Raw genomic sequence first — 13,828 nt, forward strand, 5'->3', positions numbered from 1 at the left:
TAAAAAACCCGATTAAACAATGACATAATTATAATTAAAGGTTGGCTTGCCACATGTTTGACTACTCCCATTTCAGTAGAGCAGCGGCCCAAGACAAAGACATCGTCGCCATAGTCGATGATCTCTTCCAGCTAGCTCGCGAACACTACCCCATATTATCTCGGCTATCCGTGGTGCTATGCAGTGAAAATAAAGCATCGAATTATTTTGTATCAGATTCACTGTGCCAAAACGCCAAGCATCACTACATCGAACAGGAGATCAAACCCAACTCTGCTTTAAGTCGTCTGGCTGAATCATTGGAAACAAGAATTGTTGATGACCTCTCTTTGATGAATCCGACTAAGCAAATCTCTCATCTACTCGAGCTTGGTCACCAAAGTAGCTACACCACTCCAATCCACTACCAAGAGAGTAACCTCGGGTTTGTTTTCATCAACGCATCATGCACTGACTTTTTTGCTAAGCAGACAATACAAAGTGACATCGCCTACCTCACTCAAGCGATTTCGAACCTGTTTGTGCAACTCTTCGAACGTCAGAGACATTTTCAGTCCTCATTAGCAATCGCCCTAAACATGGGGCACGCACGTGATCCTGAAACCAAAGAGCATCTGATTCGCATGGGAAAATACAGCGAGCAGCTGGCACGTACGCTTTCGCATAGTAACAATGAGATTACCCACCAATTCGTTCACCGCATTCGCTTGTATGCCCCGTTTCACGACATAGGTAAGTACCGAATTCCAGACAAAGTGCTCTTCAGTACTGAGCGTTTTTCGGAAGAAGAAAGAAACATCATGAACAATCACACGATATATGGCGAAGAGATGATTGATGATGTGGTTGCCCTTTCCCACCACAGCTCAATGTGCGGCGAAGAAGTTCAGTTCATCAAGAATATTGTACGTCACCATCATGAACGGTTTGATGGCTCGGGATTGCCAGATGCGCTCATTGGAGAAGCGATTCCACTGGAGGCAAGAATTGTAACGCTAGCAGATGTATTCGATGCTTTACTGAGTAAACGAGCTTATAAACACGCATGGTCAGCATCTAAGGTAATGGACTACATTGAAGCCCATACTGGGCTGATGTTTGATCCAGAGTGTGTGTCTGCGCTGAAGCAAAACCTTGATTACTTCATGTCGATACGAGAGCAATACAGTGATGTGCAAAGTCCACAAGCTGCGCTCGCTTAACGGGTTGTATTAAATTTACTTTACGTGACTCTCTTGCAGAACCAACAAAAAAGGATGCCAATCGGCATCCTTTTGTTTTCTAGTCTACAGCGGATAAGAACAACAAGGTTCTTAACTGATTCTAACTAACGATTATACGTCGTAAGTTGTAGAAGCAGTGTCGCCGCCTGTACCAGTCCAGTTTGTGTGGAAGAATTCACCACGTGGACGGTCAGTACGCTCGTAAGTGTGAGCACCGAAGTAGTCACGTTGAGCTTGAAGCAGGTTCGCAGGTAGACGTGCAGTTGTGTAACCGTCTAGGAAAGATAGCGCAGAAATCGTACATGGCATTGGGATACCTGACTCTAGAGATTTCGCTGCTACTTTACGCCATGCCACTAGGCTGCCTTGTAGGATGTTTTTGAAGTACTCGTCAGAACCTAGGAACGCGATGTCTGGGTTTGCTTCGTACGCATCACGGATGTTGCCTAGGAATGCAGAACGGATGATACAACCACCACGCCACATTAGCGCTACGTTACCGTAGTTTAGGTCCCAGCCGTTTTCATTCGACGCTTCACGCATTAGCATGAAACCTTGAGCGTAAGAGATGATCTTAGAAGCCAGTAGAGCTTGACGTAGTGCATCAACCCACTCTTGCTTGTCGCCTTCAACTGGAGTGATTGTCTTCTCAAACAAAGCTTCAGCTTCAACACGTTGGTCTTTAAGAGCAGACAGGCAACGAGAGAATACAGACTCAGAGATTAGAGTCAGTGGGATACCTAGGTCTAGTGCGTTGATACCCGTCCACTTACCCGTGCCTTTTTGGCCTGCAGTGTCTAGGATCTTCTCGACTAGCGCTTCACCGTCTTCATCTTTGTAGCCAAGGATGTCAGCAGTGATTTCAACTAGGTAGCTGTCTAGCTCAGTCTTGTTCCAGTCAGCGAATACTGCTTGCATCTCGTCAGCAGACATACCTAGGCCATCTTTCATGAACTGGTATGCTTCAGTGATAAGCTGCATGTCACCGTATTCGATGCCGTTGTGTACCATCTTAACGAAGTGACCAGCACCGTCGTTACCAACCCAGTCACAACAAGGCTCACCAGCGTCAGTTTTTGCAGAGATACCTTGGAAGATTGGCTTAACCGCTTCCCAAGCTTCAGCCGCGCCGCCTGGCATGATTGAAGGACCGAAACGAGCACCTTCTTCACCACCAGATACACCAGTACCGATGAAGTGGATGCCTTTCTCACGACAATGCGCTACACGACGGTTAGTGTCTGGGTAGTTAGTGTTACCACCATCAATGATGATGTCGCCTTCGTCTAGAAGTGGGATTAGGTTTTCGATGAACGTGTCTACAACGTCACCAGCACGAACCATAAGCATCACTTTACGTGGCGCTTCTAGTTTCTCAACTAGCTCTTCTAGAGAGTAAGCACCAACAATGTTAGTACCTTTAGCTGGACCTTCTAGGAACTCGTCTACTTTAGCAGCAGTACGGTTATGAGCCACAACTTTGAAGCCGTGGTCGTTCATGTTTAGGATAAGGTTCTGACCCATTACTGCTAGGCCAATTACACCGATATCACCTTTCATTATTTTATCTCCTTGCGGCTATTCGCACTTATGCGATAGCACTTGCTGCATTTGAATCTAGGAACCACTCTGTTTCGCCAGTTTTAGACTGGATTTTCGCTGCCGGGTAAGGCAGTTCTGAAGCAGGAGTTGTATGAATTTCTTTAACGATCTCAACTTTGCCTGCACCCAGTACTAGGTAGCTGATTCGTTTTGCTGCTTCTAAAACTTTCGCTGTTTTAGAAACACGGATTTGACCAGACTCTGGGTGAGAAGCTAATACAGATAGGTTCTCATCTTGGTAGTTGGTTGCACCCGGGAATAGTGAAGCTGTGTGGCCGTCTGCGCCAACACCAAGCAGAATCCAATCGAATACAGGCGTACCGTTTTCTGTTGGGATTACGTCTGCCATCTCTTTTGCGAAACGCTCTGCTTCCGCTTTTGGTTCATCTTCACCACGGATGCGGTGGATGTTTTCAGCAGGAAGGTTTACTTGAGTAAACAACAATGCGTTTGCTTCACCGAAGTTGCTTTCAGCGTCGTCTGGTGCAACGCAACGTTCGTCGCCCCACCAGAAGTGAAGGTTATTCCATTGAATACCTTCCGCGTAAGGCGCCTGTGCTAAAAGCTTGAAAAGCATTTTTGGCGTGCTGCCACCAGACAGTGAAATGTGAACAGGTGTGCCCTGCTCGCTGTATGCTTTCATTTCATTTGCTAGGTTTTCAACAACCAGTTCAGGCGTTGCAAAGATCTTGTGATTGATCATAGTTCGCAGTAATCCGTGTCTGTTAAGTTTTTGCATGGGAAACGCCATGCGCGGCCATCACGTTGCAGAAGTTCATCTGCTTCCTGTGGGCCCCAAGTACCACAAGCATAGCCAAACAGTGCTTGAGGATCTTGCTTGAAGTCTAAGATTGGTTGAACGTACTTCCAACATGCTTCTACCGCATCGGTACGTGCAAACAGAGTCGCATCACCGTTCAGTGCATCAAGAAGAAGACGCTCATAAGCCGTCAGCATCTGAGTTTCAGGCAAGTCAGAGTAAGAGAAGTTCATTTTCACTTCTTTTGCTTTGAAGCCTGCGCCTGGCTCTTTCAAACCAAAGCTCATCTGAATACCTTCATCCGGTTGGATACGGATAATCAGCTTGTTCTCTGGTGCATCTTGACCAAATACTGGGTGTGGCGTGTTCTTAAAGTGAATCACGATTTCAGTCACACGTGTTGGTAAGCGTTTACCCGTACGTACGTAGAAAGGAACACCATTCCAACGCCAGTTATTGATGTGAGCTTTCAAGCCGATGTAAGTCTCGGTACGAGAATCATCCGCTACACCATGCTCTTCACGGTAACCTAGTAGGTGCTGACCACGAACATCTGATGCTGTGTACTGACCTAATACTAAGTCTTTACGCAGATCATCTTCTTCTAATGGTTTCAGACACTGAAGCACTTTAACCACTTCATCACGAATAGAATCAGCGTTAATTTGCGCAGGCGGCTCCATACCTACCATCGCTAGCACTTGCAGCAGGTGGTTTTGGAACATGTCGCGAACTGCGCCAGAACCGTCGTAGTATCCGCCACGCTCTTCAACGCCAAGGAACTCAGCACCTGTGATTTCAACGTAATCAATGAAGTTACGGTTCCACAGTGGTTCAAACATCGCGTTTGAGAAACGAAGCACTAGAAGGTTTTGAACCGTCTCTTTACCAAGGTAATGGTCGATACGGTAAATCTGGTGTTCTTGGAAGTGATGATGGATCTCTTCATCCAACGCTTGAGCTGATGCTAGATCGTAACCAAATGGCTTCTCGATAATCAGACGACGCCAGCCGTTCGATTCATCGTTAAGGCCATGCGCAGCAAGGTTTGCTGGGATAACACCGTATAGGCTTGGCGGGGTTGCCAAGTAGAACAGCGTGTTATGGTTTTCGAATTGGTAGTCTTGCTCAAGCTTGTCTAGACGTTGTGCTAAACGAGCGTAGTCGTCTACATCTGAAGTGTTGATCGCTTGGTAATGCAGATGTTCGATAAATGCATTCAGCGTCTCTGGTTCAGTTTTTTCCATTTCCTGAAGAGACTTCTTCAGCTTCTCACGGTAAGACTCATCGCTGTACTCAGTACGGCTCACTCCAAGAATCGCAAAGGATTCTGGTAGTTGATTGCTAGCATACAGGTGGTATAGAGCAGGAATTAACTTGCGGTAAGTTAGATCTCCCGACGCACCAAAAATAACGATGCTGCTGTTTTCAGGTATTACCATCATCTTTCCTATAAAAACAAGGTTTTTAGTATTCGCCAAAGGTATCAGCGACATACGAAAATAGATAATAGGTCTTAACTATTACATCAATAGTAAGCACCTATTAAATTTGAGAATGCGTTTGGTAAACGAGGGTGAAAGCTATCACCTCTATTCGGGACAGTATTGTCTATGACTATTTGATTTACATCAACCACTGTGAAAGCAATCGATTAAATATTGACTCATTTCGAACAAATTCTAATCGATAGTTCCATTCATTTGACCCGAGGGAGAAGCAAATCGGCATCCTCAAACAGTGTAGTCAAGAAAGAACGCTATCTGGTCGGTGGAGTGAGCAATAGGAAAGGAAGAGAAAAGTAAAACCAGCTTATTCAACTGGCTTTATATTTATTGTGATGATGTCGTGTTTATCTTTGCGCTTTGTTGTAGCAGCGCTCCGGACGCCCCACGGTACCGTAATTTAAGTCCGCGACTAACTCACCAGTGGTAATCAAAAATTCTAAATAGCGTCTGGCGGTGGTTCGGCTAGCACCAATTCGTTCTCCGGCTTCATCGGCGGTAATATTGACGGCATCAGCTTGCTGAAAAATGGCTCTGATTTTGTCCAACGTTACGCCATCAATGCCTTTGGGTAAGGTGGATACTTTTCCAGAGTCCGCTTTGGCATTGGCTTGCAGCATCTTATCAACCAAACCTTGATTCAAATCCGACACACTTTCAAACTCTTGCTGTTGAGATTGATACTTTTTCAGTGCCGCTTCCAAGCGAGGGAACATCACTGGTTTCAATAGATAATCGACCACTCCACCACGCATTGCTTGCTGCAGCGTATCCACATCTCGAGCAGCAGTAATCAAGATAACATCGCAGCCTTGATTGCTCCCTCTTACGTGATTAAGAATATCGAGCCCACACCCGTCCGGCAGATACACATCCAATAACACCAAATCCGGTTTTAAGATGTCCAGTTGCATCAGCGCTTCAGACTGTGTAGTGGCAATGCCGACCACGTCAAAGCCACCCATCTGTTCTAAATAACGATGGTGTAGCTCTGCAATCGCAATATCATCTTCAATGACCATGACTCTCGTGATTGCGTTCATTTATGTTCTTCCTTTAACCATGCTTTTTCCGTCACGATGATCTTCACAAGATCGCTTCGTGCTTAATAATTATTGTTCTTCTTTTGGCAGATAAACCGTCATTCGCGTGCCAAAATCGTGGTTGTCGACCATTTCAAGCTGCCCTTGATATCGGTCTGCCAGCTGCTTTATCAGATACAAACCCACACCACGATTTTGCTTCGCTTTGCTCGATACGCCTTTTTCGGTAAGTGTTTTGGTTGCCAACTCTTTCGGCAAACCGCACCCTTTGTCTTCTACTTCTACGATAATTTCATTACCAAAATCACTGATTGAAACTTCAATAACCCGACGCGCTGGCGCAATTTGCCCCTCTTGCTTAATAGCCGTCATGGTGGCGTCAAAGGCGTTATCAATCAGGTTGCCGAGAATTGTGACAACGTCATCCGCGTTCAACCAACTAGGCAGAGCTTCAAGCCTTGAGCCTTCTTCCACTTTAAGCTCTAAACCAATTTCTCTCGCGCGCTCCGTTTTCCCAAGGAGCATACCTGCGATGAGCGGGTCTTTAACGGTTTCACGCAAGAACTCGATCAAGCTTTGATAGTGCGCCGTTTCTTGGCCAATCAGTTGCTGTACTGAATCCAACTCGCCCATCTGGATCAAGCCGCTAATTGTGTTGAGCTTGTTTTGATGCTCATGGGTTTGTGAACGCAGTAGATCTGCATATTCTTTGGTTTGTGAGAGCTGGTCTGTTAAATCGTTGATTTCATCGCGTAATCGGAAACTCGATACCGCCCCGACCACCTCACCAGCCACTATAATCGGGCTGCGGTTGGCAATAATCCGCTTATTGTTCAAATACAATTCAACATCGTGGTCAGTGTCGCCGGTTGATAGCAGTTGTTCTAAATCACTGCCTGGCAATACATCAGAAAGGCGCTGTTGGTTGAGTGCTTTATCCCTGTCTATCGATAAAATATCGCAGGCACTCTTATTAATTGAACGTAAAATGCCGTGCTTATCGATGCTCAGAATGCCCTCTTTCACGGTACTCATAGTTACATCTAGCTCAACATACAACCGGCCTATCTCTTCAGGCTCAAAGCCTAAAATAGCGCGTTGAAAACGGCGAGATACATAACTCGAAATCAAAGCGTTGACCGCAACCACCAGCAACGCCATCACAATCAAAAAGGCTAAATAAGGTTCGATTCGATCTTGTAAAGAATCCAATAAGTAACCAACTGACACCACCCCAATAACGGTACCTTGAGTGTCTTTTACCGCGGATTTACCACGAACTGAAAAACCCAGCGACCCTTTGGCTGTCGACACATAAGACTCGCCCAATACCAATGCTTTTTGGTTATCGCCACCACGCATGGGTTTACCGAGCCTGTCATCGTAAGGGTGAATCAGGCGGATACCTTTATCATCTCCAACAACGATAAACGCCGCGCCAATGAGCTGAGTAAGGTTACGAAATTTAACTTGGGTTTCTTCAGACAAAACGTAGGGAACGCCATTAGGGTCCAACGTTCCATTTTCTTGAATAATGCTGGTGACAAGTGGCGATTCAGATAGAAATTCAGCAACACCTAACGCTTTCAAACCCATCTCTTGTTCTTGAGATTGTTTGATGTAGTAAAAACCAGCCGCTGCAAGAATCAAAAGTTCAACGAGGCCAGTGACCGTCATGATAATCAGTAACCTTTTACGGAAACTGATACTGCTCCATTTCATATTCCACCGTCCCTAGTGTTAGACGATCAATGTTAACACCAAGTTAATCGCATGACCTTTCTAGGGACGTGAATTTGTGACTGCTACTCAACTAAATAATTGAGCAGATTGTTAATTGATAATCCTTTACGTTGTTCATTTCGATTAATCGTTCATTTTTAGAACGGATTAGATTAAAAACCAAAATAAACGAATAAATATTGAGCTAGATCACTAAGCTTTTAGGTGTTTTTTAGGTTGTTTAAAATAAATACAATTATAATGGTTGCATATGAAGAAGTTTATTGTTGCTAAGCCATAGTTCATGATTTTCAGACCGCGCTTTAAATCGAAATTTCGATTAACAAAATAGTAACAACCCTTCGCTCGCTGGACGTATCTATAACTAAAAGTTGCACGCTCGCCGTTACGAATGATGGACAAACGGATTAAGTATTCTCCCCTATTCATCCATCGTTATTTCAAACTCGGCTAGCCAGACAACGAAGAGGTGACTGATAAAAGCAGCACCCAATAATAAAGCATTGATGAGCAGGAAGTATCGATCAGTGGCAACGTCCAATAGAAACAGGATAACAAACATAACGTATAAACATTGTTGAAAAGGAAACAAGGCAATGAAACGCGATAACTTTGGAATTTGTCTTACTAAGACTATGCTGTTCAAACACTTACAATCGACTTTTACTCACGTAAGAGCCTATGAGAAAGATGGTACCTCCCCACTCGATCTCAAGGTATTGTTAGCATTCCCGCAAATGTCAGGTAGAGATTTATTACAAACAATGCAAGGTTCAAGACAATTGGTATGGCGCGCCGATCACCATTGTCCTAGCTTTAAATAAGCCACTTCATTTTGTAAAAACACTTCTATACTGAACTTAAAGAGCACGCTTATGCGTGCTTTTTAAGTTTCATTTATCTTTGATATTCACGTCACTCAATCTTATTTACACTTGATTAACGAGTTATGAGAATTTCTATTCATATGAGACAATCTATTCAAGACAAATGACTATCGCCCTGTTAACATTAGAGTTAATACTCTAATTGGTATTTAATGCAGATGACCAAACCAAAATTCCGATACCTTGCGATCGCCAGTATGCTTCTCGGCACTATGGCTTCGCCAGGCTATGCAGCTCCGCTCACTTTTTCTGAAGCGTGGCAAATATTGCAAGAAAACAACAACTCACTTGCGGCTCAACAAGCCAACGTTGAACGTTATCAACACCTTCAGAACTCAACAAGTAGCCTCAATCTTCCTTCTATTACCTTAGGGGCTAACTACACGCACCTTGATAGTGATGTGACGATTAATGGTGAACAGTTCGGCGACAGCTTAAGCGGCGTAGATCCAGCATTTGCTCCCTTCTTAGCTCAGTTAGGTGGTGTTACCTCAACGATTACCGAGCAAGATATCTTCAGCTCTTCTATTCGCGCGGTGTGGCCTATCTTCACTGGTGGTCGAATAACCGCTGCGCAAAATGCGGCTGAAGGTAAAAGCGAAGAAGCGCAAAGCCAACTGTTGATGGAGAAACAAGCTCGCTACGAAGACTTAAGTAAGTATTACTTCTCGGTGATCTTAGCGGAAGATGTGGTGAAAACTCGCCAAGCCGTAGAAGCTGGCCTAACTCAACATCGTGATTTCGCCATCAAGCTTGAACAGCAAGGACAAATCGCCCGAGTAGAACGTCTACAAGCCGATGCTTCCTTAGATAAAGCCATTGTTGAACACGCGAAAGCTCAGAACGATCTTAAAATTGCTCAATTGGCGCTGACTCAGATCCTTGGTCAAAGTGAAAGTGTAGAACCCTCTGAACAACTGTTTATCAATAAGAACCTGCCTCATATGGACTTGTTCATTGACCAGACACTCATGACCTATCCCGGCCTTAAGATTCTTGATGCAAAAGAGAAACAAGCAAGCAGCTTAATTAAAGCCGAGAAAGGTAAATACTACCCAGAAGTTTATCTTTATGGTGATTACAGCCTGTATGAAGATGACTCTTTAGCCAGTGAAATGAAACCCGATTGGCTGGTTGGCATCGGTGTGAATGTGCCACTGCTTGACACTTCAGGCCGTTCAGACAAAGTCGCCGCCGCTCACAGTGCCGTATCACAGGTTCAATTCCTTAAGTCACAAGCCAAGCAAGACTTAACCGTATTGGTACAAAAAACTTACCTTGAAGCAAACCAAGCGATTGAAGAGGTTCAAGGCCTAAACTCAAGCTTGTCTTTGGCTCAGGAAAATCTATTACTTCGTAAAAAAGCCTTCACACAAGGGCTCTCTAACTCATTAGAAGTGGTTGATGCAGAGCTTTATCTTGCGAGCATTAAAACCCAGCAATCTGCTGCTCGCTTCAAATACCTAATCTCTCTCAACAAGCTGTTAGCGCTAACCAGCGAAATGAATGCTTACTCAAGTTACTTAACCTCTTCTGTTCCGTCTGATTTCGACTCAAAAACAGACACCGTTAGCCAGTCAAAAGGATAATTCATGAAACCTATTAAGCCCCTTCTTCTATCTTTAGTTGGTATCGGCGTTATTGCCTGGGTCGGATACAGTTTCTATCAAGCTTATCAACCTCAGCCGGTTAAGCTTCAAGGTCAAATCGATGCGCAGCAATACAGCATCTCATCGAAAGTACCTGGCAGAATTGATGAAATATTCGTGCGCAAAGGCGATTCGGTTGAAAAAGGCGAATTGATCTTCTCTCTATTAAGCCCTGAGATTGATGCGAAATTAGAACAAGCAAAGGCCGGTCAGAAAGCCGCTGGTGCATTAGCACAAGAAGCAGAGAATGGCGCGCGTACTCAACAGATCCAAGCCGCTAAAGACCAGTGGTTAAAAGCCAAAGCAGCTGCCGATCTGATGGACAAAACCTACCAACGTGTAAACAACCTTTACAACGATGGTGTGGTTGCCGAGCAAAAACGCGATGAAGCCAAAACACAGTGGCAAGCGGCAAAGTACACCGAAAGCGCTGCATTCCAAATGTATCAATTAGCGCAAGAAGGTGCTCGTGACGAAACCAAAGTGGCAGCCGCTCAAAAAGCGTTAATGGCAGCTGGCGCGGTAGCGGAAGTTGAAGCTTACGCAAAAGACACACAGATCCACAGCTGGTTTAATGGCGAAGTCTCTCAGGTTCTATTAAGCAGCGGTGAACTCGCACCACAAGGCTTCCCTGTTGTAACTGTTATCGACACCAAGGATGCTTGGGCTGTGCTCAATGTTCGTGAAGACATGCTTAAGCATTTCGAGAAAGGCAGCCAGTTTGAGGCGTACCTACCGGCTCTGGATAAATCATTAACTTTCCAAGTAACTCACATCGCCGTAATGGGTGATTTCGCAACTTGGCGCTCAACAGACGCAGCACAAGGCTTCGATTTACGTACTTTTGAAGTAGAAGCGCACCCTGTCGATACGAACGAAACACTGCGTATGGGCATGAGCCTAGTGGTTGAGCTTTAGGTGACTTATGTCTGCTAACTCTCAATATACTGGATCGCAATCTAGAGGCTCGCAATCAACTGAGCATCATAGAGCGAAGAATACCTTGCTTAGGCAGTGGGCGATTGTCCGCAAAGACAAATGGTTGTTGTCTTGCCTAACTTGGATTCCTTTGCTGCTTGCTGCCAGTATCTGGCTGATTTTTTCACAAGGGATCGCTCGTGACTTACCGGTCGCAGTTGTCGACCTTGAGCACAGTCAAATCTCGCAACAGTTCACACGCCTTGTTGATGCGTCACCAACGCTGCAAGTCACTCAGAAATACAGCTCTGCGAGTGATGCGGCGAAAGCGATGATCGAACGCGATATCTATGGCTATGTTGTGATACCAAGGCACTTCGACCGAGACCTTCTGCTCGGCTTGAATCCGCAAGTGTCTGTGTTCTATAACAGCCAATTTATCTTAATCGGTAAGCTGGTGAACTCTGCATTGCTACAGGCTCAAGGGACTTTTAACGCGCAACTTGAAGTCGTGAAACAGCTGTCACACGGTGATACCACGGTGCAATCCGCATTAGGCCAAGCAGTAACAGTGCAAAGCCAGATCACACCACTGTTCAACAAGAACACCAGTTATGCTCAGTTCTTGGTGTCTGCGGTTATTCCTGCACTGTGGCAGATCATGATTGTGGTGGGCACGATATTGGTTTTGACGGCAAACGTTAGGGCTCGCGGCCTTCACGCTTGGTTATCCAACGCCCCTATGAAGTCACTCGCATCAACATTAACGCCCTACCTTGTCTTGTTTTTTATGTTTGGTATCGCGTTTAGTTTTTGGTTCTATGTGCTCTTAGACTGGCCATTTAACGGCAGCTTTGTGGCATTGACCGTTGCCCAACTGCTAACCGTCATAAGTTGTATCATCATGGGTTGTATGTTTTTCTTCTTAACACTTGATCCTGCAAGGGCGATGAGTTTCGCTGGCGCATTTACGGCACCAAGTTTTGCGTTCATGGGCATTACCTTTCCGGTGACAGACATGAACACGGCAGCTCAAATTTGGAGAAGCTTATTGCCCGTGAGTCATTACATCGAAGTACAAACGGCGCAGTCTAGTTATGGCGCGAGCGCAGCACAGTCTTTGATCAACCTCTCTTCTATGTTGTGGTACGCGGTTCCTGCTTTGGTGGTGATGTTGTTAATTAAGAAACACTTGGCGCAATCAGCTCTAACTGCACAACAAGGAGTAAAACGATGAGCTTTACTCAACTGCTCAAGCAAGAACTCTTAGCGGTATTGCGCAACCCTGTCGTGCTTCTTACGGTATTTGGTGGTGTGGTCTTCTATTCATTCTTGTATCCATTGCCTTACGCGAACCAAGTTCCTCAACAACTGAAAGCCTCAGTTGTGAACTTGGACAAGAGTCAAAGCAGCTACCAATTAGAGCGAATGGTGGATGCCACCTCTCAAATCGCATTGGTTCGTCGAGACTCCACCATCGCCGATGCAAAACAAGCCGTGCTTAACCAAGAGATTGGCGGATTCCTTGTCATTCCAGAAGATTTCTATAAGGACTTGCTGCTCGGTAAGAGCCCGACACTTTCTTACGCTGGTGATGCTTCTTACTTCTTGGTCTACGGAACCATTGTTGAAGGGCTTGCCAAGGCCGGTGGTACGTTAGCTGCGCAAGTTAAGGTCAGCCATTTGTTAGTCGAAGGTGTGCCGTTAGAGTCCGCAGCCAAAGGCTACAGCGCCTTTAGCTTGAACCTAAAGCCAACCTTCAATAGTCGCATGGGATACATCGACTATGTTGTTCCTGCTGTATTTGTGTTGATTCTGCAACAAACCCTAGCCATGGCTTCTGGTTTAGTTGGCGCTACGCAAAATGCTCAATCGACATTCGGATATTGGAGTAGAACGCCACCAGCCAAGTTGATCCTTGCTCGTTGTTGCACCTTAGTTGGCATCTACTACCTATTATCGATGTACTACTTCGGCGCTAGCTTTTCGATGTACGGGATCAACTTGCTCGCCTCTATGACTCAAATTCTAACTCTACTGCTGCCTTTCTTATTGGCCAGTTGTTTGATCGGGATTTTTATCGGTGAGCTAGTACCAAGAAGAGAGCTGGTCACGGTTGTAGTGTTAATCAGTTCAATGCCACTGATCTTTTCTTCAGGTTTTATCTGGCCGGTTGAAATGATGCCTGAATGGTTAGTTTTGTTATCACAGCTGTTCCCAAGCACACCGGCGATCCAAGGTTTCTTAGCACTTAATCAGATGGGTGCATCTTGGCAAGAAGTGGCGTCTCAATGGACATTACTATGGGGACAGGTTTTATTGTGGGGTTCGTTATTGGCACTTAAGCTCTACCACAAATCCAGCAAAGGCACGGTTGGCAATAGCAATAGTCATCGAGCCGTTTAGTTTTATGTTCTAGCGGAAAGTATTCATGCTTTCCGCTCATTAAAAAAGCTCTGATAAAGGGCTTTTTTAATATCCTCAGATCCGAATACACC

General features: G+C 45.2%; 11 protein-coding genes. 6 read left to right on the forward strand and 5 right to left on the reverse strand.

The window, feature by feature from the left end; all coding sequences use genetic code 11:
• The first annotated feature begins 41 nt into the window (after window positions 1-41).
• Window positions 42-1,202 carry an HD domain-containing phosphohydrolase gene (locus tag MSG34_RS05585; RefSeq protein WP_050646515.1) on the forward strand — a complete coding sequence of 387 codons (1,161 nt, stop codon included), beginning with the start codon at window positions 42-44 and terminating at the stop codon, window positions 1,200-1,202.
• Window positions 1,203-1,334: 132 nt separating this feature from the next.
• On the opposite strand, the gene gnd is transcribed toward MSG34_RS05585, so the two are convergent.
• The 5 genes from gnd to MSG34_RS05610 form a co-directional block, all read right to left on the reverse strand.
• A complete protein-coding gene (gnd, locus tag MSG34_RS05590; protein ID WP_017059712.1) occupies window positions 1,335-2,783 on the reverse strand; it encodes a decarboxylating NADP(+)-dependent phosphogluconate dehydrogenase in 1,449 nt (482 codons plus the stop codon).
• 28 nt (window positions 2,784-2,811) lie between these two features.
• On the reverse strand, window positions 2,812-3,528 hold the full coding sequence (gene pgl / locus MSG34_RS05595) for a 6-phosphogluconolactonase (RefSeq protein WP_048606936.1): 717 nt from the start codon (window positions 3,526-3,528) through the stop codon (window positions 2,812-2,814).
• The gene (gene zwf, locus MSG34_RS05600) at window positions 3,525-5,027 is read right to left on the reverse strand and encodes a glucose-6-phosphate dehydrogenase (RefSeq protein ID WP_048606938.1); all 1,503 of its coding nucleotides are present in this window, start codon (window positions 5,025-5,027) and stop codon (window positions 3,525-3,527) included. The genes pgl and zwf overlap by 4 nt, the downstream gene beginning before the upstream one ends.
• A 410-nt stretch (window positions 5,028-5,437) precedes the next feature.
• Window positions 5,438-6,133, reverse strand: a complete 696-nt coding sequence (locus MSG34_RS05605) for a response regulator (RefSeq protein WP_017063807.1) — start codon at window positions 6,131-6,133, stop codon at window positions 5,438-5,440.
• Window positions 6,134-6,202: 69 nt separating this feature from the next.
• Entirely contained in the window at window positions 6,203-7,855 is a 1,653-nt protein-coding gene (locus tag MSG34_RS05610) for a sensor histidine kinase (RefSeq protein WP_248336588.1), read from the reverse strand.
• A 617-nt stretch (window positions 7,856-8,472) separates the two neighbouring features.
• On the opposite strand from MSG34_RS05610, the gene MSG34_RS05615 reads away from it, so the two are divergent.
• The 5 genes from MSG34_RS05615 (at window position 8,473) to MSG34_RS05635 (ending at window position 13,736) form a co-directional block, all read left to right on the forward strand.
• Window positions 8,473-8,700: a hypothetical protein gene (locus MSG34_RS05615; RefSeq protein WP_009846577.1), complete on the forward strand. Its 228-nt coding sequence runs from the start codon at window positions 8,473-8,475 to the stop codon at window positions 8,698-8,700.
• 215 nt (window positions 8,701-8,915) lie between these two features.
• Entirely contained in the window at window positions 8,916-10,352 is a 1,437-nt protein-coding gene (locus tag MSG34_RS05620) for a TolC family protein (protein WP_248336590.1), read from the forward strand.
• Between the two features lie 3 nt (window positions 10,353-10,355).
• Window positions 10,356-11,330 carry an efflux RND transporter periplasmic adaptor subunit gene (locus tag MSG34_RS05625; protein WP_248336592.1) on the forward strand — a complete coding sequence of 325 codons (975 nt, stop codon included), beginning with the start codon at window positions 10,356-10,358 and terminating at the stop codon, window positions 11,328-11,330.
• A 7-nt stretch (window positions 11,331-11,337) separates the two neighbouring features.
• Window positions 11,338-12,567 (forward strand): ABC transporter permease, encoded by a 1,230-nt coding sequence (locus MSG34_RS05630; protein ID WP_248336593.1) that lies wholly within the window; start codon window positions 11,338-11,340, stop codon window positions 12,565-12,567.
• Entirely contained in the window at window positions 12,564-13,736 is a 1,173-nt protein-coding gene (locus MSG34_RS05635) for an ABC transporter permease (RefSeq protein ID WP_248336595.1), read from the forward strand. Before MSG34_RS05630 ends, MSG34_RS05635 begins: the two co-directional genes overlap by 4 nt.
• Window positions 13,737-13,828: the final 92 nt, after the last annotated feature.

This window comes from Vibrio sp. 1CM2L (assembly GCF_023161695.1).
GTDB classification, from domain to species: Bacteria; Pseudomonadota; Gammaproteobacteria; order Enterobacterales; family Vibrionaceae; genus Vibrio; species Vibrio coralliirubri.

Coding starts and splice junctions, on each gene's coding strand:
- gnd (WP_017059712.1), bottom strand. CDS start 2,783: ATGAAAGGTGATATCGGTGTAATTGGCCTAGCAGTAATGGGTCAGAAC.
- pgl (WP_048606936.1), bottom strand. CDS start 3,528: ATGATCAATCACAAGATCTTTGCAACGCCTGAACTGGTTGTTGAAAAC.
- zwf (WP_048606938.1), bottom strand. CDS start 5,027: ATGGTAATACCTGAAAACAGCAGCATCGTTATTTTTGGTGCGTCGGGA.
- MSG34_RS05605 (WP_017063807.1), bottom strand. CDS start 6,133: ATGAACGCAATCACGAGAGTCATGGTCATTGAAGATGATATTGCGATT.
- MSG34_RS05610 (WP_248336588.1), bottom strand. CDS start 7,855: ATGAAATGGAGCAGTATCAGTTTCCGTAAAAGGTTACTGATTATCATG.
- MSG34_RS05615 (WP_009846577.1), top strand. CDS start 8,473: ATGAAACGCGATAACTTTGGAATTTGTCTTACTAAGACTATGCTGTTC.
- MSG34_RS05620 (WP_248336590.1), top strand. CDS start 8,916: ATGCAGATGACCAAACCAAAATTCCGATACCTTGCGATCGCCAGTATG.
- MSG34_RS05625 (WP_248336592.1), top strand. CDS start 10,356: ATGAAACCTATTAAGCCCCTTCTTCTATCTTTAGTTGGTATCGGCGTT.
- MSG34_RS05630 (WP_248336593.1), top strand. CDS start 11,338: ATGTCTGCTAACTCTCAATATACTGGATCGCAATCTAGAGGCTCGCAA.
- MSG34_RS05635 (WP_248336595.1), top strand. CDS start 12,564: ATGAGCTTTACTCAACTGCTCAAGCAAGAACTCTTAGCGGTATTGCGC.